Origin of the sequence: Nonomuraea sp. NPDC001831 (genome assembly GCF_042892035.1) — a bacterium.
Taxonomy (GTDB): Bacteria; Actinomycetota; Actinomycetes; order Streptosporangiales; family Streptosporangiaceae; genus Nonomuraea.
The window spans coordinates 296,066-320,126 of record NZ_JBIATU010000011.1 but is presented as its reverse complement, the minus strand read 5'-3'; the positions used below and the strand labels follow the sequence as shown (position 1 = coordinate 320,126).

Genomic DNA, 24,061 nt, shown 5'->3' with positions numbered 1-24,061 from the left:
CATGGCCCGTGGCCTGCTCTACGCGCTGGCCGGCGCTGCGATCGGTGCCGCCGCCGCCCGTGCCGCCTACTCCGCCTTCACCCGGAACCGTCCAGCCGACCTGGGCGGGCGCTGGACGCGCAAGAACCACCGCGGCGAGCCCATCACCCTGCTGGAGGGGCCCGCGTTCGTGGCGGGCTCCGGCGCTGCGGCCGCGCTCACGCCCGGCCTGACGCCGCGTACCCGGCTGGCCGCGGTGCTGGCCGGCGTCGGCACCGGCGCTCTCGGCGCCTACGACGACCTCTACGGCACCACGTCCTCCAAGGGTTTCAAGGGTCACCTGACGGCTCTGGCCCGCGGTGAGGTCACCAGCGGCGCCGTCAAGATCCTCGGGATCGGCGCCACCGGGCTAGGCGCCGCGGCCCTGGTCTCCGACGGGCCCGTCGACACCCTGGTCAACGGCGCGGCCATCGCGGGCGCCGCCAACCTCGCCAACCTGTTCGACCTGCGTCCCGGACGGGCGATCAAGGTCGGGCTGCTGGCCGGCGGGCCGCTGCTGGCCGTCTCGCTGCTGCGGTCCTCGCCCGCCGCCGCGGCCCTGGCCGCCGTGCCGCTGGGCGCCGCCGCGGCGCTGCTGCCCGACGACCTCGGCGAGCGCGCCATGCTCGGCGACGCGGGCGCCAACTCGCTCGGCGCCCTGCTCGGGCTCGCCGCGGTCACCAAGCTCGGCAGGCCCGGCAGGCTCGTCCTCCTGGGCACGGTCGCGGCGCTCACCGCGGCCTCGGAGAAGGTCAGCTTCACCAAGGTCATCGCCGCCAACCCGGTGCTCAACCGGATCGACATGCTCGGGCGGCGTCCCGTCGACCACGTGTGACCCTCCGCGCACGATTGTCGGTGGCACCTGCCAGGATGTCGGCGTGACCGGATGCTGGGCGGGGGAGGCCGGGTGCGAAGCGTGACGGCGCGGGGCGTGGCGGGTGGCGCCCTGCTCATCGGGGCGATCACCGTGCTGGCCCGGATCGCCGGCTTCGCCAAGCAGTACGCCTTCGCCCAGACCGTCGGCACCAACTGCCTGTCCACCGCGTACATGACGGCCAACCAGATCCCCAACATCGTCTTCGAGGTCGTCGTCGGAGGTGCGCTGGCGGGCATGGTGGTGCCGGTGCTGGCCGGGGCCGCCGCCTCGCGCGAGCGCACCGGGCACATCAGCTCGGCGCTGCTGACGTGGGTCGTCGTGGTCCTGGTGCCGCTGGGGGCGCTCACCGCGCTGTTCGCCCGGCCGGTCATCGGGCTGTTCCTCGGCGAGGCCGTCAGCGGATGCGACACGACCCAGCTCGTCGCCCTCGCCACCCGCATGCTGGTCGTCTTCGCCCCCCAGATCCCGCTGTACGGCGTGGCCGTCGTGCTCTACGGCGTGCTGCAGTCGCACAACCGCTTCGCCGGGCCCGCGGTCGCGCCGCTGGTGTCCAGCATCGTGGTCATCGTGGCGTACCTGCTGTTCGTGCCGCTCAGCTCGGGGATCGTTGACCCGGCTCACCTGCCCGGCCCGGCCGAGCTGGCCCTGTCGGTGGGCACCAGCCTGGGCGTGCTCTCGCTCGTGCTGACCGTCGTCGGGCCCGTGTCGCGGCTGGGGCTGCGGTGGCGGCCCACCTTACGCTTCCCCGACGGCGTGGCCGGGCAGGTGCGCAGGCTCGCCCTGGCCGGGATCGCGGCGCTGCTGGCCCAGCAGGCCGCCATGATCGTCGTCGTGCTGCTGTCGAACAAGGCGATCGGCAACGGGGCCCTCACCATCTACAACTACGCGTGGGCGATCTATCTCGTGCCGTACGCGGTGCTGGCCGTGCCGATCGCCACCAGCGCGTTCCCCCGGCTGTCGGCGCAGGCAGGCGACACGGTCGCGTTCTCGGCGCTGGCGGCGCGGACCACGCGGGCCGTGGTGCTGGTCACGGGGCTGGCCGCTGGGGTACTGGCCGCCGTGTCGGGGCCTGGCGCGGTGGTGTTCCTGGGAGGCAGGAGCGAGGTGCCGCCGCCTCAGCTCGCCCTGGCGATCGCGCTGTTCGCGCCGGGCATCGTCGGCTACGGGCTCATCGCCCACCTGAGCCGGGTGCTCTACGCGGCCGGGCTCGGGCGGGCGGCTGCCACCGGGACGGTGGCGGGGTGGCTGGTCGTCATCGTCGCGCAGACCGTCCTCGTGCTGGTGCTGCCCGCCGGGTGGAAGATCGGCGGGATGGCGTTGGGGATGAGCATCGGGATGACAGCAGGTGGGGTGGTGCTGCTCGGGGCCGTGGTCCGGTCGCGGGGGAGCGGTGCCGCGGCGGGGCTGCCCCGGGCGGCGGGGGCGGCGGTCGCCGGTGGTGTGCTGGGGTACCTGGCGGGGGCCGGGGTGGTGAGGTGGCTCGGGGTCTCGGGCATCTGGCCGAACGTGGGCGCGGTGGTGCTGGCGGCGGTGGTCGCCGTGGCGGTGGGGGCTGCCGTCGTTGCGGTGGTGGACCGGCCGGATGCCAGGGTGGTGGCCGGGCTGCTCCGACGGGGCGGCTGATCCACCGCCACTGATCCTGTGCTTTGGCTTCGGTGGGTGCGCTTCGACGGTTCCTGATCGTCGCGCACGGCTTCCGGGGCGGACGGCTGTTGGTGTGCGGCTCCTGACGCTCGGACGGCTGGTCCCGCAGGGCTTCTGGGGCTGGAACGGCTGCGGCGCCTGCGGCTTTTGGGGCTCCTTGTGGGGGCGCGTACGGCTTCTGGGGTTTGCCGTTGTAGGGCTGGTTGCCGTTGGCGACGAGCATCGCAGACCGTCGGGTGCGGTGGCCTTCAGGCGTGGCTGGCCTCGGAGGGGGCGTCGGGCGCATGGTGCAGAGGTGCTTGACCTCTCGTGGGCCAGGCGCACGGGGTTGGCCGGTCTGTGAAAGCGATCACACTCTTGGGATGTTGGCCCGTGAGGCGCAGAAGCTGTCGAGCTGCCTGGCATCAAGACGGTGTCATGGCTTCGGATCCTTGGATCCTTGGCTTCGGGCGGGGGCCTGTGCGGTTGGTGCTTGGGTGATGGTCATGGCTTGCGGGCGAGGGTGTGGCGGTTGGGGGCCGGCAGCCCTTGAGCCTGTGGGGGCCGGTATGGGGTGTAGGTGGGGTGGGTGAGATCGGGAAGCTGCGGGGTGATACGGGCTACGGTTTCAGCTTTGAGGTGTGGCTGCGGTTTCCGGTGAGGGCTCAGGAGGGGTCGTGCGGGTGGCTTTTGTGATGGGGACCACGTCGGGTGGGACCGGGCGGCATGTACGGATGCTCGTCGAAGGGCTGGTGCAGCGCGGCCATCAGGCGGCGGTGGTGGGCCCGGGGAGTGTCGAGGAGGCGTTCTCCTTCCGGGCCGCGGGAGCCACGTTCGCCGAGGTGCCCGTCTCCGACCGGCCGCATCCGCTGAACGACCTGCGCGCGGTGCTCGCGATCCGGCGGCTGACGCGCGACGCCGACGTCGTGCACGCCCATGGCCTGCGAGCGGGGGCGCTGGCGAGCCTGGCACTGAGAGCGTTCAAGACTCAAGGGACAAGCGGCCGGGAGGGGAGGGGGCCGGGAGTGGTGGTCACCTTGCACAATGCGCTTACCGCCGGCGGTTTCGTGGGGTTCGTCTACGGGGTGCTGGAGCGGATCGTGGCGCGGGGGGCCGACCGGGTGCTGGTGGTCTCGCCGGATCTGGCGGAGCGGATGACCGTCCTGGGAGCTCGGGAGGTGGCGGAGGCGGTGGTGCCCGCGCCTCCGCTCCGGCCCGCCCGGCGCAGGCCGGAGGAGGTGCGGGAGGAACTGGGGGCGGGTGATCGTCCCCTGGTGCTGACGATCGGCCGGCTCGCTCAGCAGAAGGGGCTCGACACCCTGCTGGACGTGGCGGCCGGGCCGTGGGAGTCGCCGGCGCCCCTGTTCGCCGTCGCGGGCGAGGGGCCGTTGCGGGCGGAACTGGAGGACCGGATCCGGTCCCGGAGCCTTCCCGTCCTGCTCCTCGGAGACCGGGACGACGTCCCCGACCTGCTGGCGGCCGCGTCCGTCGTGGTCAACTGCAGTCGCTGGGAAGGGTTGCCGCTCAGCCTCAGCGAGGCACTGATGGCGGGCAAGCCGGTGGTGGCCTCCGACGTCGGCGGGATCCCGTGGCTGGTCGGCGACGCAGGGCTGCTGGTGCCGTACGGGGACGCCGAAGGGCTGCGCAACGCGTTGCGCAAGGTCCTGGGCGAGCCCGGGATCGCGCGGACGATGGCCGAGGCGGCGGCCCGGCGCGGACGGGAGTTGCCGGACGGTGACGATGCCGTGGAGAGCGTCCTCGGGGTGTACGAGGGGGCAAGATCGAATGGATGATGAGATCAGAGTGTCGGCGTATACTGCGTGGGTTAGGGAGGGGAGTATCCCTTCGCGACAGCCTCGTCATCACGGTGCAGCCCCGCTCCACGGGGCCCCCGGGGCTGCCGGTCCGCGTTGTTCGCGGGCGGGAGAGACCTCCGGCAATGAGTCATGCATGCCGGAGGGTTTGAATCGTGACCGTACCCGTGTGGGCCTGGATCGCCGTCATTGGTGGTTTGCTGGTCGTCCTCGCCTTTGACCTTTGGATCGTCGACCGCGGTGAAGCCCGTGAGTTCTCCATGCGGCAGGCCGGATATTGGGTCACCTTCTATGTCGCCCTGGCCGCGTTGTTCGGTGTGGGGTTGTGGGCCACCTTCGGGGCCGACAAGGCGGGGGAGTTCTTCGCCGGTTACATCACTGAGTACAGCTTGAGCGTCGACAACCTGTTCATCTTCTTCATCATCATGAGCAGGTTCGCGGTGCCGCGGCCCTACCAGCACAAGGTGCTGCTCGTCGGCATCGTGCTCGCGCTGGTCATGCGCGGCATCTTCATCGCGCTCGGCGCCGCCGCGCTGGAGCGGTTCAGCTGGCTTTTCTACGTCTTCGGCGCCTTCCTGGTCTACACCGCCGTCAACCTGATCCGGCAGCACCTCAAGGGCGAGGAAGACGAGTTCAACGAGAACATCCTGCTCAGGTGGGTGCGCCGGGCGTTCCCGACCACCGAGGGGTACGTCGGCTCGAAGGTCAGCGTCAAGATCGACGGCCGCCGCATGGTGACCCCCATGCTCATCGTGATGGTCGCCATCGGCACCACCGACCTGCTGTTCGCCCTCGACTCGATTCCGGCCATCTTCGGGCTCACCAAAGACCCCTACGTCGTCTTCACGGCCAACGCGTTTGCCCTGATGGGGCTGCGTCAGCTTTACTTCCTGCTGGGTGGGTTGCTGCAGCGACTCGTCTACATCAGCTATGGTTTGGCGTTCATCCTCGGGTTCATCGGGGTTAAGCTGATAATGGAGGCGTTGCATGCCAGCGGCGTCACCTGGGCACCCGAAATTCCCATCTGGGTGTCGCTCACGGTCATCGGCTCCACCATGGCGATCACCACGGTTGCGAGCCTGATCAAAGCCCGCATGACGAGCGGCGAAGGCGAGCACACGCACCCGGAGCAGGTCTAGCGGAACGGCTATCGAGGCGCTTTGCTTGTGTAGTTGCGCCGTGTAATAGTTGCGAGTTCCGTAACAGCATGGCAAAGCGCCTAGTCCAGTCACCACCAAAGGTTGTACGTGTCAGACGATTCTGCTAAGTCGAGCCGCGTCCGGCTCGCGCGCGGGGTCTCCCCGTGGCTCCTCCCGACGGCGGCCGCGGCGGCCGCCACCGCGCTGCTGACGCGCCGAGACCGGCGCTGGGCCCTGGCTGCGGCCCCGCTGGGTGCGCTCACGGGCGGCATGCTCTGGTTCTTCCGCGACCCCGAGCGCACTCCTGGCGAGGGGCGCATCCTGTCGCCCGCCGACGGCGTGGTGCAGAGCATCGACCCCTGGCCGGACGGCCGCACCCGCGTCGCGATCTTCATGAGTCCCCTGAACGTGCACGTCAATCGTGCCCCTCTTGCGGGAAATGTCACGTCCGTGCAGCATGTCGCGGGTGGGTTCCTGCCGGCGTTCAACAAGGACAGCGACCAGAACGAGCGCGTGGTGTGGCATTTCGAGACCGCGCTGGGCGACATCGAGATGGTGCAGATCGCGGGCGCCGTGGCGCGCCGGATCGTGCCGTACCTGAGCGCCGGGGCCAAGGTGGCGCAGACCGAGCGCATCGGGCTCATCCGGTTCGGCTCGCGGGTCGACATCTACCTTCCCGAAGGCATCTCGCCCGCGGTGACCGTGGGGGAGAAGACGGTTGCGGGGGTGACCAGAATTGACCACGGCTGACGCCGGCAGCTGGCAGGCGGGCGAGGAAGAGCCCCGCGGCCCCGTGGGCAAGGCGTTCCGCCTGTCCGCCGCGGACTCGCTCTCGCTGGGCAACGCGGTCTGCGGGTTCCTCGCCGTCTGCGTCCTGGCCTACTCGGCGATTCAGCAGCTCACGGTCGCCGACGGCAAGTTCACGCCCACGCCGAGCTACTTCGCCACCGCCATCGTCCTGCTGCTCATCGGCGCGACCTGCGACCTGTTCGACGGGCTCGTGGCGCGGCGCTTCCGCGCCTCGGCGATGGGCGCCGAGCTGGACAACCTGGCCGACGTGATCAGCTTCGGGTTCGCGCCCGCGTTCATGGTCGTGATCTGGGGGGTCGGCGCGCCGCCTTCGGTGCCGTTCATCGCGGTGGTCACCGCCGCGGCGGCCGTGCTGGTCGCCGGTGTCGTACGGCTGGCGCGCTTCGCGTGCGTCAAGACCAAGAGCGGCGACTTCATGGGCCTGCCCATCCCCATGGGCGCCATGACCGTCATCTCCATCGTGCTGCTGTTCCAGCCCAGCATCTGGGCGCTGTTCGCGGTGCTCGGCGTGGCCTGGCTGATGGTCAGCCGGATCGAGTACCCCAAGCCGAAGGGGCAGCTCGCGGCGGTCGTCCTAGGGTGGATCATGGTGAACGTGGCCTTCCTCACGTTCTGGGTGGCCTGGCCGGAAGGCGGCGACCTGCCGATCAAGATCGGCGCGACCATGCAGATCGCGCTCGTCGCGGCGATCCCGCTGCGCATGTTGTTCTACAAGCGGGAGCTGCGCAAGGAAGCCGAGCGAATCGGCAACTAGGGGATTTTTCGTCCATCTTCGGCTTTGATGGATTCATGTCGGCCATGCCGCGCGAGCACACGCGTACGTACTACCTCGGCAAGCTGGCCACCGAGCTGGAGCAGCGCGGGCTGACCGCCACCCTGCGGGCCGACCCGCCCGCGCTGCGGATCAGCGATCCCGACACCGCGCTGCTGGCCGAGACGATCGACTGCGTGCCGCTGCCCGAAGGGTGGTTCTACCGCTGGTCGTGGGGCGAGCTCGTGGGCCTGGCCGACGATCCCGCCCTGGCGGCCGGGCGCATCGTGCGCGTACTGGCCGCGGGCAGGTGAGCTACCAGCCTCTGGCCTTCCACTCGGGCAGCGAGGGACGTTCGGCGCCGAGCGTCGTGTCCTTGCCATGGCCGGGGTAGACCCAGGTGTCGTCGGGCAGGCGGTCGAAGATGCGCTCGGTGACGTCGGTGTAGAGGCGCTCGAAACGCTCCAGGTCCCGGCCGGTGTTGCCCACCCCGCCGGGGAACAGGGAGTCGCCGGTGAACAGGTGACGGCCGTCGGGGCCGCCGTCGTAGAGCAGCGCGATCGAGCCGGGCGTGTGGCCGCGCAGGTGGATGACCTCCAGGCTGACCGGGCCGAGGGCGATCGTGTCGCCGTGGTCGACCGTGCGGCCGACCGGGACGGGCAGGGCGGGCGCGTCGAGCGGATGGGCGATCACCTCGGCGCCGGTGACCCTGGACACCTGTTCCAGGGCCTGCCAGTGGTCGCCGTGCTGGTGGGTGGTGACGATCGCGCCGAGCGGCTGGTCGCCGACGAGCGCCAGCAGCCGGTCGGCGTCGGCCGCGGCGTCGATCAGCAGCTCGTCGCCGGTCTCGGTGGAACGCAGCAGGTAGGCGTTGTTGTCGTGGGGGCCGACCGCCAGCTTGGAGATGGTCAGGGCGGGCAGCTCGCGCACGTCGGCGGGGCCGCCGACCCGGACGTCGCCGGTGTAGGTCATGGGTAGTCCTTCGGGGGCGTCGCGGGCAGATCAGCGGGGGCCGGCATCGTCAGCCACGGCGGCGGCTCGGGAAGGAGCGCGCCACCGTCACCAGGCGGCGACGGCTGTCCCGCGGGCACCAGGGTAACGCCCTCGCCGTCCGACCTTCCCGTCAACCAGGCCAGCATGTCGGCCGGTCGTCCCTGCACGGCAGGACCCTGGCCGAGGTTCTGCCACCTTTGCCCCGGCTCGCCGGTCAGGACGACCTCGCTCACCGTGCTGCGGTCGTACGGCCAGGATCGGCGGAGGTCGTGCAGTTCGCGATGGACGAACGTCTCCGGCCAGTCGCGGGGGCCGTACCCGGCGTCCAGGTCCACGTGGTGCATGCCCACCTCGCGCAGCCGGCGTACCAGGACGTACCAGGCGGGATGCGACGGCGGCCGCATGCCGCGGACGGGCGCCGGCCACGCCGCGGCGGGCAGATCGCGGATCGCGGCGGCCAGGCGCGCGGCGCTGTCGGCCAGGTCGGCCAGGTGGCGCGCGGCCGGACGGGCGGCGGCGGCCTCGATCTCGGCGGTCCTGGCCTCCAGGGAGGGGTACTGCGGGGTCTCGACGCCCGTCCTCGCCCAGGTGAGGAGGCGGAGGTGGGAGCGCGCGTTGCCGGCCAGGTGGGCCAGCACGTGCCCTCTGGTCCAGCCGGGCAGCAGGGACGGGGCCGCGACGTCGGCGTCGGACAGGGACGCGGCCGTGGCCAGCAGCAGGTCGGTCGCGGAGGCGAGTTCGGCCTGCACCGCGGGTAGAACAGTCATGTCCGGATATTTCATCACTTAGGTGTCCAAGGTCGGGTGCGGGCATAAAGCGGCAGGTCAAGTGGTTGACTCTCAAAGGGCTCCTGCCGACGCGGGAGATGGCCGTAACCTGTGAAGGACGGATTTTCGGGGGCCGGGGATCGGCTCGCCGAAAATGTCGGTGCCCCCGTCTACCATCCCCCGTGGACCTATCCGCCTTTCGACCTCCGGGATCGCCGTGGCAGACCGCCTGATCGTGCGTGGTGCACGAGAACACAACCTCAAGGACGTCTCGCTTGACCTGCCGCGAGACTCGCTGATCGTCTTCACCGGCCTGTCCGGCTCCGGCAAGTCGAGCCTGGCCTTCGACACGATCTTCGCTGAGGGCCAGCGGCGCTACGTCGAGTCCTTGTCGGCCTACGCCCGCCAGTTCCTCGGCCAGATGGACAAGCCCGACGTCGACTTCATCGAGGGTCTGTCGCCCGCGGTGTCCATCGACCAGAAGGCCACCAGCAAGAACCCCCGCTCGACCGTCGGCACCATCACCGAGGTCTACGACTACCTGCGCCTGCTGTGGGCGCGCATCGGCAAGCCCCACTGCCCGGCCTGCGGCCGTCCGATCGCCCGGCAGATGCCGCAGCAGATCGTCGACCGCGTGATGGACCTGGAGGAGGGCACCCGTTTCCAGGTGCTCGCCCCCGTCATCCGCGGCCGCAAGGGCGAGTACGCCGAGCTGTTCCGCGAGCTGCAGACCAAGGGCTTCGCGCGGGCCAGGGTCGACGGCACGGTCGTGCGGCTGGAGGAGCCGCCGACGCTGAAGAAGTACGAGAAGCACGACATCGAGGTCATCGTCGACCGCCTGTCGGTCAAGGAGTCCTCGCGCCGCCGGCTCACCGACTCCGTCGAGACCGCGCTGCAGCTGTCCGGCGGCACGATCACGCTGGAGTTCGTCGACCTGCCGGAAGACGACCCGGGCCGTGAGCGCTTCTACTCCGAGCACCTCTACTGCCCCTACGACGACCTGTCGTTCGAGGAGCTGGAGCCGCGCTCGTTCTCCTTCAACTCGCCCTTCGGCGCCTGCCCCGAGTGCACCGGCCTCGGCACCAAGATGGAGGTCGACCCCGACCTGGTGGTGCCCGACCCCGAGCGCACGCTCGGCGACGGCGCGCTGCACCCGTGGTCCGGCGGCCACACCAGCGAGTACTTCGTCCGGCTGATCGAGGCGCTCGGCCACACGGTCGGGTTCACCCTCGACACGCCGTGGGAGCGGCTGCCCAAGAAGGCCCAGAAGTCGCTGCTGTACGGCCACGACGAGCAGGTGCACGTCCGCTACAGCAACCGTTACGGCCGCCAGCGCTCCTACTACACCACCTTCGACGGCGTCATCCCCTGGGTGCAGCGCCGGCACGCCGAGGCCGAGAGCGACGCCACGCGCGAGCGCTTCGAGGGCTACATGCGCGAGATCCCGTGCCCGGCCTGCAAGGGCGCCCGGCTCAAGCCGGTCACCCTCGCCGTCACCGTCGACGACAGGTCGATCGCCGAGGTCGCGGCCATGTCGATCGGCGAGTGCGCGAAGTTCCTGGCCGAGCTGAAGCTGTCCGACCGTGACATGCACATCGCCGAGCGGGTGGTCAAGGAGATCAACGCCCGCATGGGCTTCCTGCTCGACGTCGGCCTCGACTACCTCACCATGGACCGCGCCGCCGCCACCCTCGCCGGTGGCGAGGCCCAGCGCATCCGGCTGGCCACGCAGATCGGCTCCGGGCTGGTCGGCGTCCTCTACGTGCTGGACGAGCCGTCCATCGGCCTGCACCAGCGTGACAACATGCGCCTGCTCGACACGCTGATCAGGCTGCGCGACATGGGCAACACGCTGATCGTCGTCGAGCACGACGAGGACACCATCGCCGCCGCCGACTGGGTGGTCGACATCGGTCCCGGCGCCGGCGAGCACGGCGGCCAGGTCGTGGTGTCCGGCACCGTCCAGGAGCTCCTCGCCAGCGAGGAGTCCATGACGGGCCAGTACCTGTCGGGACGCCGGAGCATCCCGATCCCGGCCAAGCGCCGCAAGCGCGACAAGAAGCGGCAGATCACGGTCAAGGGCGCGCGCGAGCACAACCTCAAGGGCGTCGACATCGAGTTCCCGCTGGGCGTGTTCACGGCGGTGACCGGCGTGTCCGGGTCGGGCAAGTCGACGCTGGTCAACGACATCCTCTACAACGCGCTGGCCAAGGAGCTCAACGGCGCCCGCACGGTGCCGGGGCGGCACTCCCGCATCAACGGCATGGACCAGGTGGACAAGGTCGTGCACGTCGACCAGTCGCCGATCGGCCGTACGCCGCGCTCCAACCCGGCCACGTACACCGGGGTCTTCGACCACGTTCGCAAGCTGTTCGCCCAGACGGCCGAGGCCAAGGTGCGCGGCTACCAGCCCGGGCGGTTCAGCTTCAACGTCAAGGGCGGGCGCTGCGAGGCGTGCGCGGGCGACGGCACGATCAAGATCGAGATGAACTTCCTGCCGGACGTCTACGTCCCCTGTGAGGTCTGCCACGGCGCCCGGTACAACCGGGAGACGCTGGAGGTCCACTACAAGGGCAAGACGATCGCCGAGGTGCTCGACATGCCGATCGAGGAGGCGCTGGCCTTCTTCGACGCGATCCCGGCGATCAAGCGGCACCTGCAGACGCTCAACGACGTCGGCCTGGGCTACGTGCGGCTCGGGCAGCCGGCGACCACGTTGTCCGGCGGCGAGGCGCAGCGCGTCAAGCTCGCCTCCGAGCTGCAGCGCCGCCAGACCGGGCGGACGATCTACGTGCTCGACGAGCCCACCACCGGCCTGCACTTCGAGGACATCCGCCGGCTGCTCGGCGTGCTCGGGCGGCTGGTCGACGGCGGGAACACGGTGATCGTCATCGAGCACAACCTCGACGTCATCAAGACCGCCGACTGGATCATCGACATGGGCCCCGAAGGCGGGTCCCGCGGCGGCACGCTCGTGGCCGCGGGCACGCCCGAAGAGGTGGCGCTGGTCAACGAGAGCCACACCGGGCGCTTCCTGCGGAAGATCCTGTCGCTCTGAGGCAGGCGCCGGCTCGGGTGGGGCTCGTCTCACCGCGAGTCGGGTGGCGGTTCGGGTGAGCCCGTCTCACTGCGAGGCAGGTGGCGGCTCGGGTGGGACTCGTCTCACTGCGAGTCGGGTGGGGTCCGTCTCGCTGTGGGGCGGGTGGTGGCCCGGTGTGCGGCTGTGGCCTGCCTGGTCAGGTGGTGGCGCGGGGTTCGCTGGAGGTCAGGGCGGTGGCTCGGGCGCGGCGGCGGCGCTTGGCGGCGTCGCCGCGCTCCAGCCACCACTCGGCGAACAGCAGCGGCAGCACCCAGCCCAGCCAGGCGCTCAGCGCGCCGACCGTGGCGGCCAGCAACGCCTGGTCGCCGTGGAAGGTGGTGTCGAGCTGCGGTGACAGCGTGATGACGAACACCGCGCCCCACAGGCGGTTGGTGATGATCGACATCGTCAGGGCGAAGCTGCGGATCATCCACCTGCGGTGATCGACGAACCTGCGCTGCCTGGCCATCCGCCAGCCGGCCAGAGTGCAGCCCAGCCAGAGCAGCGCCAGCACCACGCCGCTGGCCCTGGTCACCGGGCCGAAGGGCGTGGCCAGGCTGACCGCCAGGCCCAGCAGGCCGCCGGGCAGGCAGCCGCCGAAGACGTACACCCGGCCGATCACGCGGTGGGCCCGCGGATGGCGGGCCCGGAACCACGGCCAGACCTGTAAGCAGCACGAGATCATCGCGATCGAGCCGAAGATCACGTGCAGGGAGAGCACCGCGAAGTGCGGCGGGAAGAAGTCGGGCGCGGGCACCCGCGACCGGCTCGGATCCAGCGACAGGTAGGGCGGCAGGGAGAAGGCGACGAACGCGATCGCCAGCACCGCGAGCGGGGCGACCCACGGACGCCGCCACCAGCGCGGCCCGGACGTCGTGGGAGTGGGAGTCTCGGTGAGTGTCATGAGCGACACGCTCGCGCCCGGCGCTGACCGCGGGCGTACCGTCCGCTGACCGTGCGCCGCCCGCTCGTTGCCGCGACGGTGACCGTATCGGTCACCCGATGGGCGGACCGAGGGGTGGGGCCAATAAAGTTGAGGCACGGGTAACGGCTTGACCTGCTGGGGGTCGGCGGAGACGCGAAGGGTCGGCTGAATCATGACGGTGACGAATCAGGGCGAAGCCATGCCCGAAAACAGCAGCGGCATCGGGCGGCGCGAAGTGCTCGGCGTGGCGGGGGTGGCCGCGTGCGGGCTGGCGCTGGCCGGGTGCGGGGCAGGGGACGCCAAGGCGCAGCCGGCGTCGGGGATCAAGGGCAAGGTGCTGGCCAAGACGGCGGACGTGCCCGTCGGCGGCGGCACGATCGTGCAGGAGTGGCGGATCGTGGTCACGCAGCCCACGAAGGGCGTCTACAAGGCGTTCAGCGCGGTCTGCACCCATAAGGGATGCACGGTGGGCAGGCCGAAGGACAACGTCATCACGTGCGCGTGCCACGGCAGCGAGTTCGCCGCCGACAGCGGCCAGGCCACCAAGGGGCCGGCGACCGCGCCGCTGACGGTCTACCAGGTCAAGGTGGAGGGCGACGCCATCGTCGTGGTCTGAGGACGTGGTCTGAGGACGTGGTCTGAGGACGTGGTCTGAGGACGCGGTCTGAGAGCGCAGGCCCGTGACCTGTCTGAGGACCGCGCTCGTGGTTCGGGGGCGGGCCGGAGAGCTTGTTCTGGGTAATTGTGCATGGTTTCCGGGATTGGGGGCGTGCAGGCTGAACCGGTGCGGGGGCACCGGCCGTACCTGCATGTGAGACCGAGACCTGGGAGGACGCACCATGACAGAAACGACGCGCCGGACGGTCATGCTCGGCGCCGGAGGCGCCGGGCTCGCGGCGGTTCTGACGGCGTGCGCGAGCTACGGTTCGCCGACGACGGCGGCGAACGAGGCGCCGGCCGCGAAGGAACCGGACGCCGAGGAGCCGTCGTCGGAGCCCAAGAAGAAGGCGAAGAAGAAGGCCAAGGCGCTGGCCGACACCAGTGACATCCAGGTCGGCGGCGGCACGGTCTTCAAGGACCAGAAGATCGTGGTGACGCAGCCGACCGAGGGGGAGTTCAAGGCGTTCACGGCGATCTGCACCCATGCGGGATGCACGGTCGCCGCCGTCTCGAACGGCACCATCAACTGCCCCTGCCACGGCAGCAAGTTCAAGATCGAGGACGGTTCGGTGGCCGACGGCCCCGCCGGCGCGCCGCTCGCCGAGAAGAAGATCACCGTGGACGGCGACAAGATCAGACTCGCCTAATCCCCGTCTCATGAATTTCTCACCTGCCTCCGGTTGGGTGGGACGCATGGGAGATGACCTTCGAAGCCGTCGGGCAGTGATAGCGGGTGTGGGCGCGGGCGGGCTGGCCCTGGCGATCAGCGCCTGCGGCGGAAGCACCGAGACCCCGGCGGCCACCGCGCCCGACGCGGGCGGCCAGTCGAGCGCGGCCCAGCCGGGCGCATCGCAGTCCGGCGCCCCGCAGTCGAGTGCCCCGCAGTCCGGCGGCGCGCTGGCCAAGACCGCCGACATCCCCGTCGGCGGCGGCAAGATCTTCAAGGACCAGAAGATCGTGGTGACGCAGCCGACGGCGGGCGAGTTCAAGGCCTTCAGCGCGATCTGCACGCACAAGGGCTGCCCGGTGGCCAGCGTCGCGGACGGCGCGATCGTGTGCCCGTGCCACGGCAGCAAGTTCGACATCGCCGACGGCTCGGTCACCAATGGGCCGGCCGACAAGCCGCTGGCCGCCCAGCAGATCAAGGTGGAGGGCGACCAGATCACCCTGGCCTGACCCGGGGAACGTGGTGAGTCCCGTCGTGCCGTCCGAAGCTCGGCGGGTCACCTTGTCGGTGGCGCCTACTAGTCTTTGACCGTGGCGAGAGCAGCGGGCAGCCCCTTGAGTTTCCGGCCCAGACCAGGTTCGATCCCCGAGTCGCCGGGGGTCTACCGGTTCAGGGACGCGCACGGCCGGGTGATCTACGTTGGTAAGGCCAAGAGCCTGCGGCAGCGGCTCAACTCCTACTTCGCCGACTTCTCCGCGCTGCATCCGCGCACCCAGTCGATGCTCACCACGGCCGCCGACGTCGACTGGACCGTCGTCGGCACCGAGGTCGAGGCGCTGCAGCTCGAATACTCCTGGATCAAGGAGTTCGACCCGCGCTTCAACGTCAAGTACCGCGACGACAAGTCCTACCCCTACCTCGCGGTGACGATGGGGGAGGACTTCCCGCGCGTCCAGGTCATGCGTGGCGCCAAGCGCAAGGGCACCCGCTACTTCGGCCCCTACTCGCACGCCTGGGCCATCCGCGAGACCGTCGACCTGCTGCTGCGCGTCTTCCCGGTGCGCACGTGCAGCGCCGGGGTGTTCAAGCGGGCCGGGCAGATCGGCCGTCCGTGCCTGCTGGGCTACATCGACAAGTGCTCGGCGCCGTGCGTGGGCCGGGTGACCCCGCAGGAGCACCGCGAGCTGGCCGAAGACTTCTGCGACTTCATGGCGGGCAACACCACTCGCTTCATCAAGCGCCTCGAGAAGGACATGCGCGAGGCGGCCGCCGAGCAGGAGTACGAGCGGGCGGCCCGGCTGCGCGACGACATCCAGGCGTTGCAGCGCGCGCTGGAGAAGCAGGCCGTGGTGCTCGGCGAGGCCACCGACGCCGACGTGATCGCGCTGGCCGAGGATCCGCTGGAGGCCGCCGTCCAGGTGTTCTACGTGCGCGGGGGCCGCATCCGCGGTCAGCGGGGCTGGGTGGTCGACAAGGTCGAGGAGACCTCGCCCGGCGAGCTGGTCGAGCAGTTCCTGCTGCAGATGTACGGCGAGGCCGGCCCCGAGTCGATGCCGCGCGAGGTGCTCGTGCCCGCGCTGCCGCCCGACGCCGAGGCGGTCGCCGAGCTGCTGACCGAGCAGCGCAGGGCCCGGGTGGAGGTGCGCGTCCCGCAGCGCGGCGACAAGAAGGCGCTGATGGAGACCGTCGAGCGCAACGCCAAGGAGTCGCTGGCCCAGCACAAGATCCGCCGCGCCGGCGACCTGACCACGCGCAGCAAGGCGCTGCAGGAGATCGCCGACGCGCTCGACCTCGACCAGGCGCCGCTGCGCGTCGAGTGTTACGACGTCTCCCACCTGCAGGGCGAGAACGTCGTGGCGTCCATGGTGGTCTTCGAGGACGGGCTGGCGCGCAAGAGCGAGTACCGGCGCTTCGCGATCAAGACCAAGGAGGGCGACGTCGCCTCGATCCACGAGGTGATCATGCGGCGGTTCCGGCGTTACCTGGAGGAACGTTCGGCCACCGGCGAGCTGGCCGCCGAGGACGACGACGGCCACGGGCCCATCGACCCCGAGACCGGCAAACCGCGCAAGTTCGCCTACCCGCCCAACCTGGTCGTCGTCGACGGCGCGGGCCCCCAGGCGGCCGCCGCGCAGCGGGCGCTCGACGAGCTCGGCATCGACGACGTCGCGGTGTGCGGCCTGGCCAAGCGCCTGGAGGAGGTGTGGCTGCCCGGCGACGACCAGCCAGTGATCATGCCTCGTTCAAGTGAAGGTCTCTACCTGCTGCAACGCGTCCGCGACGAAGCACACAGGTTCGCCATCACCTACCATCGTTCCAAGAGGTCCAAGTCAGTGAAGGAGAGCGCGCTCGACGGCGTGCCCGGCCTCGGGCCGGCGCGCAGGCAGGCGTTGCTCAAGCACTTCGGCTCCGTCAAGAAGCTACGCGAGGCCAGCGCGACCGAGATCTGCGAGGTTCCCGGCATCGGGCCGGCCCTCGCCGAGGTCATCGTGTCGACGCTGAAGGGAGATACATCGTGAACACCCGCGAGGGAGCGCAGGGTGTCGGCGAACGGAGTGAGGCCATGAGCACCGAGCCGGCGTTCGTCATCGTCACCGGCATGTCCGGGGCGGGGCGCAGCACGGCCGCCAAGGCGCTGGAAGACCTGGGCTGGTTCGTCATCGACAACCTGCCGCCGGGGCTGCTGTTCGCGATGGCGGAGGAGGCGGGCAAGGTCAAGCTGGCCGCCGACAAGGTGGCCGCGGTCGTCGACGTGCGCAGCCTGGCCTTCACCACCGACCTCAACGCGGCCATCGAGGAGCTGGAGGGCCGCGGCGTGCGCGTACGGGTCGTCTTCCTCGAGGCCAGCGACGAGGAGCTGGTGCGCAGGTTCGAGAACGTCCGCCGGCCCCACCCGCTGCAGGGCGAGGGCCGCCTGGTCGACGGCATCACCCGCGAGCGCGGCATCCTGCGCGAGGTGCGGGCCAACGCCGACCTGGTGATCGACACCTCGTCCCACAACGTGCACGACCTGCGCAACAAGATCGTCGCCTACTTCGGCGGCGATGACCGTCCGGGGCTGCGGCTCAACGTCGTCTCGTTCGGGTTCAAGTACGGCCTGCCGGTCGACGCCGACCTCGTCGTCGACTGTCGGTTCCTGCCCAACCCCCACTGGGTGCCCGAGCTGCGGCCGATGAACGGCCTCGACGCGCCCGTCAGCGACTACGTGCTCGGCCAGCCGGGCGCCAAGGAGTTCCTCGACGCCTACGAGGAGGTCCTGCAGGTCGTCGCCACCGGCTACGCCCGCGAGGGCAAGAGCTACGCGACCCTGGCCGTGGGCTGCACCGGCGGCAAGCACCGCAGCGTGGCCATGGCCGAGCAGGTCGCCGCCCGCCTGCGCGACCGCGGCATGGAGGTCCAGGTCAGTCACCGGGATGTGGGGCGGGAGTGACCCATGAACGTATGGAGGCGGGGCTGCCCCATCCGCTGAACGGTCCCCGCGTGGTGGCCCTCGGCGGCGGCCACGGGCTCTACGCCTCGCTGTCGGCCTTACGGGTCGTGACCGACCGGCTGACCGCGGTGGTGACCGTGGCCGACGACGGCGGCTCCAGCGGCCGGCTGCGCCGCGAGCTCGGCGTGCTGCCGCCCGGCGACCTGCGCATGGCGCTGGCCGCGCTGTGCGGCGACGACGAGTGGGGCATCACCTGGAGCGAGGTCGTCCAGCACCGCTTCCGCAGCGAGGGCGAGCTCCACGGGCACGCCGTCGGCAACCTGCTGATCGTGGCGCTGTGGGAGCTGCTCGGCGACTCGGTGGCCGGCCTCGACTGGGTGGGCCGGCTGCTCGGCGCGCACGGCAGGGTGCTGCCGATGGCCTCGGTGCCGCTCGACATCGTGGCCGAGGTCGAGCTCGACGGCGTCACCTCGACCGTGCGCGGCCAGGTCGCCTGCGCGCTCACGCCGGGCCGGGTGCAGGCCATCTCCCTGGTGCCCGAAGACCCGCCCGCGCGTCCCGAGGCGGTCGCCGCGGTGCACGAGGCCGACTGGCTGGTGTTCGGGCCGGGCTCGTGGTTCACCAGCGTGTTGCCGCACCTGAAGGTCCCCGAGCTGGCCCGCGCGCTGCACGACAGCAAGGCCAAGCGGCTCGTCACCCTCAACCTGGCCCCCCAGCCGGGCGAGACCGACGACTTCTCCCCCCAGCAGCACCTGGAGGTGCTCCGCCAGCACGCCCCCGACCTGGCCTTCGACGTCGTGCTGGCCGACACCGGCGTGGTCGACGACCTCGACGCCCTGGACAAGGCCGCGGCGGCGCTCGGCGCCCGGCTCGTCCTGGCCGACGTGGCCGCCGCCGACGGCTCGCCCCGGCATGACCCACGACGTCTTGCCTCCGTCCTGGACGAGATTTTCCTCCAGAAGCGTTGATCCTGGTCGGCGTGGCGCGAAGGTGCGAGAGACTGGCGGGAGCCGGTCTGAATGGGGGAAGGACTAACGCTTATGGCGATGACAGGTGTGGTGAAGGACGAACTGAGCCGCCTGCCGGTGCTGAAACCGTGCTGCCGCAAGGCGGAGGTTTCCACGCTGCTGCGGTTCGCCAGCGGCCTGCACCTGGTGGGCGGCCGCATCGTGATCGAGGCCGAGCTCGACACCAACGCCACCGCGCGGCGGCTGATCAAGGACATCGGCGAGGTGTTCGGCCACAAGGCCGAGGTGCTCGTGCTCGCGCCGGCCGGGCTGCGCAAGGGCTCGCGGTACGTGGTGCGCGTCTACCGCGACGGTGAGGCGCTGGCCCGGCAGACGGGCCTGATCGACAACCACGGGCGCCCGGTGCGCGGCCTGCCCCGGCAGGTCGTGGCCGGCGCGGCCTGCGACGCCGAGGCCGCCTGGCGGGGCGCCTTCCTGGCGCACGGCTCGCTGACCGAGCCGGGGCGTTCGATGTCCCTGGAGGTCACCTGCCCGGGGCCGGAGGCCGCGCTCGCGCTGGTCGGCTCGGCCCGGCGGCTGAAGATCCACGCCAAGGCCCGGGAGGTGCGCGGCGTCGACCGCGTCGTGGTCCGCGACGGCGACGCGATCAGCGCGCTGCTCACCCGCCTCGGCGCGCACGACAGCGTGCTGGCCTGGGAGGAGCGCCGGATGCGCCGCGAGGTGCGGGCGACGGCCAACCGGCTGGCCAACTTCGACGACGCCAACCTGCGGCGTTCGGCGCGGGCGGCCGTCGCGGCGGGCGCGCGGGTGCAGCGCGCGCTGGAGATCCTCGGCGAGGAGGCGCCGGACCACCTGGTGGTGGCCGGGCGGCTGCGGGTGGAGCACAAGCAGGCGTCGCTGGAGGAACTGGGTCAGATCGCCGACCCGCCGCTGACCAAGGACGCCATCGCCGGGCGCATCAGGCGGCTGCTGGCGATGGCCGACAAACGCGCCTCCGACCTGGGCATCCCCAACACCGAGGCCAACCTCACCGTCGACATGCTGGCGCCGTAGCGGGCTCGCCGCCGTGCGGGCGCCCGCGCCGCCGTCCGGGAGACCCCCATCCCGTACGGCTCCGCGCGGTGGCCCGCACGCGCCGACGTCCCTGCAGGCCCGTCATGGCCGGTCGTGAGGGCTCACGGGCCGCTCGCCGTGACGAAGCGCGCTGTGGGCCGTCCGACGGCTGCTGAGTGGGCGTCCGTCAATCCCTGGCGGGCTTGCGCGGCGTGAACAGGTCCGCGGGCGCGGCCTGCTGCCCGGGCGACTGCGCGAGCACCTGTGCGGACGACTGTGCGGACGACTGGGCGGGCGGTTGCGCGGGCTCGAAGGGCGCCCGGTACTCCTGCCCGGCCTCCTCCGCCGCCTCCTGGGCGGCCTGAGCGGCCCGGTCGGCGCGGCGTACGCGGAAGACGCGCAGCGTGACCAGCAGAAGCGCCGCCACGGCGGCGACGGCGATGTACAGCCACATCTGCCAGGTCTGCGCGAGCGGCTCGCGGTAGACCGCCAGGGCGCGGGGAAGCCCCTCGCCGGCGTTGGCCGCCGTGATGTCGCCGATCCGCGGGGAGAAGGGCGTGCCGGTCGCGGAGGTGTGCCGCGCGGCGCCGAGCATGACGGACACGCCCGAGATCTGGCCGCCGGCGACGGCCGCCGCCGCGTACAGGGCGGCCACCACCGGCAGCGCCCGGTTGCGCGGGCGGGCCGCGCCCACGGCCAGGGCGACCAGCAGCGCGATCAGGAGCGACAGCGTCACCGACAGGGCGTGGCCGTTGCCCAGCGTGGCCACGGCCTTCGGCAGCCGGTCCTGGAACAGCACCGCGAGCCCCAGGGCCGCCGCGCAGACCAGCGCGGCGACCAGCCCCGTGATCAGTCTAGGAAGCAGGCCGGACCGCTTATGTGACATCTCAGCCCCCAGAGAATGCACGAATTTACTCCGACGAGTCGGGCACTTTACTCGAAGCTCGCAAATTGCGCCCCCTGAACGGGGATACGCAGGGCGGTACCTGCAGTGGTCTAAACCAATTTGGGTCCGATAGTGTTCGTGGTTGAGATTCAACCGCCATCTGTTCGAGGAGATCGGTTTCCGTGAGCATCCGCGTAGGCGTCAACGGCTTCGGCCGCATCGGTCGCAACTTCTGGCGCGCGGTCGCCGCCAGCGGCAAGGACATCGAGATCGTCGCGGTCAACGACCTGACCGACAACGCGACGCTCGCCCACCTGCTGAAGTACGACAGCATCCTGGGCCGTCTGCCGTACGAGGTGAAGGCCTCCAGTGACGAGATCACCGTCGACGGCAAGGCGATCAAGGCGTTCGCGGAGCGCGACCCGGCCAAGCTGCCCTGGGGCGACCTCGGCGTCGACGTCGTGGTGGAGTCCACCGGCCTGTTCACCGACGCCTCCAAGGCCAAGGTGCACGCCGACAACGGCGCCAAGAAGGTCATCATCTCCGCGCCGGCCAAGAACGAGGACGTCACCATCGTGATGGGCGTCAACGAGGACGTCTACGACCCGGCCAGCCACACGATCATCTCCAACGCGTCCTGCACCACCAACTGCCTGGCCCCGATGGCCAAGGTCATCCACGACACCTTCACCATCGAGAAGGGTCTGATGACCACCATCCACGCCTACACGCAGGACCAGAACCTGCAGGACGGCCCGCACAAGGACCTGCGCCGCGCCCGCGCCGCCGCCCTCAACGTGGTGCCCACCTCCACCGGCGCCGCCAAGGCCATCGGCCTGGTGCTGCCCGAGCTCAAGGGCAAGCTCGACGGCTTCGCCATGCGCGTGCCGATCCCCACCGGCTCGGCCACCGACCTCACCGTCGACGTCAGCCGCGAGGTCACCGCCGAGGAGGTCAACGCCGCGGTCAAGGCCGCCGCCGACGGCCCGCTCAAGGGCATCCTCAGCTACACCGAGGACGAGATCGTCTCCTCCGACATCGTCACCGACCCCCACTCCTGCATCTTCGACGCCGGCCTCACCAAGGTCATCGGCAACCAGGTCAAGGTCGTCGGCTGGTACGACAACGAGTGGGGCTACTCCAACCGCCTCGCCGACCTGATCGAGCTGGTCGGCCGCGACCTGTGAGGGTGACCGAGGCCGCTGCGGGAACAGGAGCATGAGCATGCGCACGCTCGACGATCTCGACGTCAAGGGGCGGCGCGTGCTCGTGCGCGCCGACCTCAACGTTCCGCTCGACGGGGAGAGGATCACCGACGACGGCCGCATCCGCGCGTCGGTGCCGACGATCCAGGCGCTGGCCGGGCGCGGCGCCAAGGTCGTCGTCTGCGCCCATCTGGGCAGGCCCAAGGGCAAGGTCAACCCCGAGTACTCGCTCCGGCCGGTGGCCGCCCGCCTGGGCGAGCTGCTCGGCCAGGACGTCGCCTTCGCCACCGACGTGGTCGGCGACAGCGCGCGGCAGACGGTCGAGGCCCTCCAGGAGGGCCAGGTCGCCCTGCTGGAGAACCTGCGCTACGAGCCCGGCGAGGAGTCCAAGGACGACGCCGCCCGCGGCGCGTTCGCCGAGAAGCTGGCCGCCCTGGCCGACCTCTACGTCGGCGACGGGTTCGGCGCGGTGCACCGCAAGCACGCCAGCGTCTACGACGTGCCCGAGCTGCTGCCGCACGCGGCCGGCGGGCTGGTCGTGGCCGAGGTCGAGGTGCTGCGCAGGCTGACCGAGGACACCGAGCGTCCCTACGTGGTCGTCCTGGGCGGGGCCAAGGTCTCCGACAAGCTGGGCGTCATCGCCAACCTGCTCACCAAGGTCGACCGGCTGCTGATCGGCGGCGGCATGGCCTACACCTTCCTCAAGGCCCAGGGCCACGAGGTGGGCCGGTCGCTGCTCCAGGAGGACCAGCTCGACCAGGTGCGCGGCTTCCTCGCCGAGGCCGGCAAGCGGGGCGTCGACCTCGTGCTGCCGGTCGACGTGCTGGCGGCCGTCACCTTCGCGGCCGACGCCGAGCACGAGGTGGTCGAGGCCACCGCGATCCCGGCCGACCGCGAGGGGCTCGACATCGGCCCCAGGACGCGCGAGCTGTTCGCGAGCAAGCTGGCCGACGCCAAGACCGTCTTCTGGAACGGGCCGATGGGCGTGTTCGAGTTCGACGCGTTCTCCGGCGGCACCAGGGCGGTGGCCGAGGCGCTCATCGGCTCCGACGCCTTCACGGTGGTCGGCGGCGGCGACTCCGCGGCGGCCGTGCGCAGGCTGGGCCTGCCCGAGGACGGTTTCTCGCACATCTCCACCGGCGGCGGGGCCAGCCTGGAATACCTTGAGGGCAAGACCCTTCCCGGACTCGCGGCTCTGGAGGACTGAGGTGGCCCAGCAGCGCAAGCCGCTCATCGCCGGCAACTGGAAGATGAACCTCAATCACCTTGAGGCCATCGCCCTGGTCCAGAAGCTGGCGTTCGCGCTCAGCGACAAGGACTTCGACAAGGCCGACGTGGCCGTCCTGCCGCCCTTCACCGACCTGCGCAGCGTCCAGACGCTGGTCGACGGCGACAAGCTGCGCATCGTCTACGGGGCTCAGGACCTGTCCCAGTACGACGGCGGCGCCTACACCGGCGAGGTGTCGGGCGTCATGCTGGCCAAGCTCGGCTGCACGTACGTGGTCATCGGCCACTCCGAGCGCCGCCAGTACCACGGCGAGGACGACGACCTCGTCAACGCCAAGGTGCAGGCGGCCTACCGGCACTCGCTCACGCCCATCCTGTGCGTGGGCGAGGGGCTGGCCGTGCGGCAAGAGGGCGGCCACATCGCGCACAGTCTCGGTCAACTCGACGGCGCCCTGCGCAAAATCAGCGCCGAGCAGGCAAAATCGATAGTGGTGGCCTACGAGCCCGTGTGGGCGATCGGCACGGGCGAGGTGGCCACCCCGGAGGACGCCCAGGAGGTCTGCGGAGCGTTGCGAGTGAGACTCGCGGAGCTCTACGACCCCGAAGTGGCCTCCGCGGTCCGTATCCTTTACGGTGGCTCGGTCAAGTCCGGCAATATCGTGGGGATCATGGCTCAACCCGATGTCGACGGCGCGCTCGTGGGAGGTGCCAGCATCGACGCCGGGGAGTTCGCCAAGATCTGCCGATTCTCCGAATTGCCTGGCTAACTGAGTCGTTCTGAGGGTGCGACTTGACACCAGGCCGTACCCTCAAGAGGCAAGTTTGAATCGTCACGCGTAACAGAGCACTGAAGGAACAGGCATACCGTGGAAATCGGAATCTCCATCGCCCTCATCCTGGCGAGCGGTCTCATGATCCTGCTCGTCCTGCTCCACAAGGGCAAGGGTGGCGGCCTGTCTGACATGTTCGGCGGCGGTTTCTCGTCGAACTTCGGTGGTTCCTCGGTGGTGGAGCGCAACCTCGACCGGCTGACCGTCATCACGGGCACCGTCTGGTTCGTCTGCATCATCGCTCTCGGCCTGCTCATGCGGCCCTGAGACAACTGATTAACGCGTGACAGTGATTCTCCCCCCGTGTCACGACGCGGGGCGATCGAGCGAGGAGTTCAT

At 70.6% G+C, this 24,061-nt stretch carries 23 protein-coding genes; 19 read left to right on the top strand and 4 right to left on the bottom strand.

Going from position 1 to position 24,061, the window contains the following annotated elements:
- The first annotated feature begins 1 nt into the window (after position 1).
- From ACFYYW_RS32330 to ACFYYW_RS32300, 7 genes are all read left to right on the top strand, one after another.
- Entirely contained in the window at positions 2 to 853 is an 852-nt protein-coding gene (locus ACFYYW_RS32330; protein WP_387654264.1) for a hypothetical protein, read from the top strand.
- A 72-nt stretch (positions 854 to 925) separates the two neighbouring features.
- On the top strand, positions 926 to 2,518 hold the full coding sequence (gene murJ / locus ACFYYW_RS32325; protein ID WP_387654262.1) for a murein biosynthesis integral membrane protein MurJ: 1,593 nt from the start codon (positions 926 to 928) through the stop codon (positions 2,516 to 2,518).
- A gap of 677 nt (positions 2,519 to 3,195) precedes the next feature.
- Positions 3,196 to 4,311 (top strand): glycosyltransferase, encoded by a 1,116-nt coding sequence (locus ACFYYW_RS32320; protein ID WP_387654259.1) that lies wholly within the window; start codon positions 3,196 to 3,198, stop codon positions 4,309 to 4,311.
- 176 nt (positions 4,312 to 4,487) lie between these two features.
- A complete protein-coding gene (locus ACFYYW_RS32315; RefSeq protein ID WP_352329586.1) occupies positions 4,488 to 5,471 on the top strand; it encodes a TerC family protein in 984 nt (327 codons plus the stop codon).
- A gap of 108 nt (positions 5,472 to 5,579) precedes the next feature.
- Positions 5,580 to 6,221: a phosphatidylserine decarboxylase gene (locus tag ACFYYW_RS32310; protein ID WP_352329585.1), complete on the top strand. Its 642-nt coding sequence runs from the start codon at positions 5,580 to 5,582 to the stop codon at positions 6,219 to 6,221.
- On the top strand, positions 6,208 to 7,035 hold the full coding sequence (pssA, locus tag ACFYYW_RS32305; RefSeq protein WP_357983442.1) for a CDP-diacylglycerol--serine O-phosphatidyltransferase: 828 nt from the start codon (positions 6,208 to 6,210) through the stop codon (positions 7,033 to 7,035). The genes ACFYYW_RS32310 and pssA overlap by 14 nt, the downstream gene beginning before the upstream one ends.
- Before the next feature lie 35 nt (positions 7,036 to 7,070).
- Positions 7,071 to 7,346 carry a hypothetical protein gene (locus ACFYYW_RS32300; RefSeq protein ID WP_352323039.1) on the top strand — a complete coding sequence of 92 codons (276 nt, stop codon included), beginning with the start codon at positions 7,071 to 7,073 and terminating at the stop codon, positions 7,344 to 7,346.
- A 1-nt stretch (position 7,347) separates the two neighbouring features.
- On the opposite strand, the gene ACFYYW_RS32295 is transcribed toward ACFYYW_RS32300, so the two are convergent.
- Both ACFYYW_RS32295 and ACFYYW_RS32290 read right to left on the bottom strand, forming a co-directional pair.
- Complete coding sequence (locus tag ACFYYW_RS32295) at positions 7,348 to 8,004, bottom strand: MBL fold metallo-hydrolase (protein WP_387654255.1); 657 nt, start codon at positions 8,002 to 8,004, stop codon at positions 7,348 to 7,350.
- Complete coding sequence (locus tag ACFYYW_RS32290) at positions 8,001 to 8,792, bottom strand: maleylpyruvate isomerase family mycothiol-dependent enzyme (protein ID WP_387654253.1); 792 nt, start codon at positions 8,790 to 8,792, stop codon at positions 8,001 to 8,003. Before ACFYYW_RS32290 ends, ACFYYW_RS32295 begins: the two co-directional genes overlap by 4 nt.
- Before the next feature lie 217 nt (positions 8,793 to 9,009).
- Here ACFYYW_RS32290 and uvrA point away from each other — a divergent pair, with 217 nt between their 5' ends.
- Positions 9,010 to 11,850, top strand: coding sequence for an excinuclease ABC subunit UvrA (gene uvrA / locus ACFYYW_RS32285; RefSeq protein WP_352323036.1), 2,841 nt, complete (start codon positions 9,010 to 9,012; stop codon positions 11,848 to 11,850).
- Positions 11,851 to 12,028: 178 nt separating this feature from the next.
- Here the strand turns inward: uvrA and ACFYYW_RS32280 are convergent, their stop codons facing one another.
- Positions 12,029 to 12,775 carry a DUF2306 domain-containing protein gene (locus ACFYYW_RS32280; RefSeq protein WP_387654250.1) on the bottom strand — a complete coding sequence of 249 codons (747 nt, stop codon included), beginning with the start codon at positions 12,773 to 12,775 and terminating at the stop codon, positions 12,029 to 12,031.
- Positions 12,776 to 12,995: 220 nt separating this feature from the next.
- Between ACFYYW_RS32280 and ACFYYW_RS32275 the strand changes: the two genes are divergently transcribed.
- The 7 genes from ACFYYW_RS32275 to whiA all read left to right on the top strand — a co-directional run bounded on the left by ACFYYW_RS32275 (position 12,996) and on the right by whiA (position 19,574).
- Positions 12,996 to 13,412 (top strand): Rieske (2Fe-2S) protein, encoded by a 417-nt coding sequence (locus ACFYYW_RS32275; RefSeq protein ID WP_352323034.1) that lies wholly within the window; start codon positions 12,996 to 12,998, stop codon positions 13,410 to 13,412.
- A 223-nt stretch (positions 13,413 to 13,635) separates the two neighbouring features.
- Positions 13,636 to 14,103: a Rieske (2Fe-2S) protein gene (locus tag ACFYYW_RS32270; RefSeq protein WP_352323033.1), complete on the top strand. Its 468-nt coding sequence runs from the start codon at positions 13,636 to 13,638 to the stop codon at positions 14,101 to 14,103.
- Between the two features lie 76 nt (positions 14,104 to 14,179).
- On the top strand, positions 14,180 to 14,632 hold the full coding sequence (locus ACFYYW_RS32265; RefSeq protein WP_387654247.1) for a Rieske (2Fe-2S) protein: 453 nt from the start codon (positions 14,180 to 14,182) through the stop codon (positions 14,630 to 14,632).
- Positions 14,633 to 14,737: 105 nt separating this feature from the next.
- Entirely contained in the window at positions 14,738 to 16,642 is a 1,905-nt protein-coding gene (gene uvrC, locus ACFYYW_RS32260) for an excinuclease ABC subunit UvrC (RefSeq protein ID WP_352323041.1), read from the top strand.
- Between the two features lie 44 nt (positions 16,643 to 16,686).
- Positions 16,687 to 17,553: an RNase adapter RapZ gene (rapZ, locus tag ACFYYW_RS32255; protein ID WP_352323031.1), complete on the top strand. Its 867-nt coding sequence runs from the start codon at positions 16,687 to 16,689 to the stop codon at positions 17,551 to 17,553.
- Positions 17,554 to 17,564: 11 nt separating this feature from the next.
- A complete protein-coding gene (gene yvcK / locus ACFYYW_RS32250; RefSeq protein ID WP_352323040.1) occupies positions 17,565 to 18,521 on the top strand; it encodes a uridine diphosphate-N-acetylglucosamine-binding protein YvcK in 957 nt (318 codons plus the stop codon).
- A 72-nt stretch (positions 18,522 to 18,593) separates the two neighbouring features.
- Positions 18,594 to 19,574, top strand: coding sequence for a DNA-binding protein WhiA (whiA, locus tag ACFYYW_RS32245; RefSeq protein ID WP_138714326.1), 981 nt, complete (start codon positions 18,594 to 18,596; stop codon positions 19,572 to 19,574).
- Positions 19,575 to 19,761: 187 nt separating this feature from the next.
- On the opposite strand, the gene ACFYYW_RS32240 is transcribed toward whiA, so the two are convergent.
- Positions 19,762 to 20,460: a hypothetical protein gene (locus tag ACFYYW_RS32240; protein WP_387654243.1), complete on the bottom strand. Its 699-nt coding sequence runs from the start codon at positions 20,458 to 20,460 to the stop codon at positions 19,762 to 19,764.
- 182 nt (positions 20,461 to 20,642) lie between these two features.
- On the opposite strand from ACFYYW_RS32240, the gene gap reads away from it, so the two are divergent.
- The 4 genes from gap (at position 20,643) to secG (ending at position 23,989) form a co-directional block, all read left to right on the top strand.
- On the top strand, positions 20,643 to 21,647 hold the full coding sequence (gap, locus tag ACFYYW_RS32235; RefSeq protein ID WP_352323029.1) for a type I glyceraldehyde-3-phosphate dehydrogenase: 1,005 nt from the start codon (positions 20,643 to 20,645) through the stop codon (positions 21,645 to 21,647).
- A gap of 37 nt (positions 21,648 to 21,684) precedes the next feature.
- Positions 21,685 to 22,872 carry a phosphoglycerate kinase gene (locus tag ACFYYW_RS32230; protein ID WP_387654240.1) on the top strand — a complete coding sequence of 396 codons (1,188 nt, stop codon included), beginning with the start codon at positions 21,685 to 21,687 and terminating at the stop codon, positions 22,870 to 22,872.
- Between the two features lies 1 nt (position 22,873).
- The gene (gene tpiA, locus ACFYYW_RS32225) at positions 22,874 to 23,659 is read left to right on the top strand and encodes a triose-phosphate isomerase (RefSeq protein ID WP_352323027.1); all 786 of its coding nucleotides are present in this window, start codon (positions 22,874 to 22,876) and stop codon (positions 23,657 to 23,659) included.
- A 99-nt stretch (positions 23,660 to 23,758) separates the two neighbouring features.
- On the top strand, positions 23,759 to 23,989 hold the full coding sequence (gene secG, locus ACFYYW_RS32220) for a preprotein translocase subunit SecG (RefSeq protein WP_090942947.1): 231 nt from the start codon (positions 23,759 to 23,761) through the stop codon (positions 23,987 to 23,989).
- Positions 23,990 to 24,061 lie beyond the last annotated feature (72 nt).

Excerpts from the sequence above, each read along its gene's own strand:
- ACFYYW_RS32330 (WP_387654264.1), top strand. The coding sequence starts at position 2 with ATGGCCCGTGGCCTGCTCTACGCGCTGGCCGGCGCTGCGATCGGTGCC.
- ACFYYW_RS32300 (WP_352323039.1), top strand. The coding sequence starts at position 7,071 with ATGTCGGCCATGCCGCGCGAGCACACGCGTACGTACTACCTCGGCAAG.
- ACFYYW_RS32295 (WP_387654255.1), bottom strand. The coding sequence starts at position 8,004 with ATGACCTACACCGGCGACGTCCGGGTCGGCGGCCCCGCCGACGTGCGC.
- ACFYYW_RS32290 (WP_387654253.1), bottom strand. The coding sequence starts at position 8,792 with ATGACTGTTCTACCCGCGGTGCAGGCCGAACTCGCCTCCGCGACCGAC.
- ACFYYW_RS32280 (WP_387654250.1), bottom strand. The coding sequence starts at position 12,775 with ATGACACTCACCGAGACTCCCACTCCCACGACGTCCGGGCCGCGCTGG.
- ACFYYW_RS32275 (WP_352323034.1), top strand. The coding sequence starts at position 12,996 with ATGCCCGAAAACAGCAGCGGCATCGGGCGGCGCGAAGTGCTCGGCGTG.
- ACFYYW_RS32270 (WP_352323033.1), top strand. The coding sequence starts at position 13,636 with ATGACAGAAACGACGCGCCGGACGGTCATGCTCGGCGCCGGAGGCGCC.
- rapZ (WP_352323031.1), top strand. The coding sequence starts at position 16,687 with ATGAGCACCGAGCCGGCGTTCGTCATCGTCACCGGCATGTCCGGGGCG.
- yvcK (WP_352323040.1), top strand. The coding sequence starts at position 17,565 with ATGGAGGCGGGGCTGCCCCATCCGCTGAACGGTCCCCGCGTGGTGGCC.
- whiA (WP_138714326.1), top strand. The coding sequence starts at position 18,594 with ATGGCGATGACAGGTGTGGTGAAGGACGAACTGAGCCGCCTGCCGGTG.
- ACFYYW_RS32240 (WP_387654243.1), bottom strand. The coding sequence starts at position 20,460 with ATGTCACATAAGCGGTCCGGCCTGCTTCCTAGACTGATCACGGGGCTG.
- ACFYYW_RS32230 (WP_387654240.1), top strand. The coding sequence starts at position 21,685 with ATGCGCACGCTCGACGATCTCGACGTCAAGGGGCGGCGCGTGCTCGTG.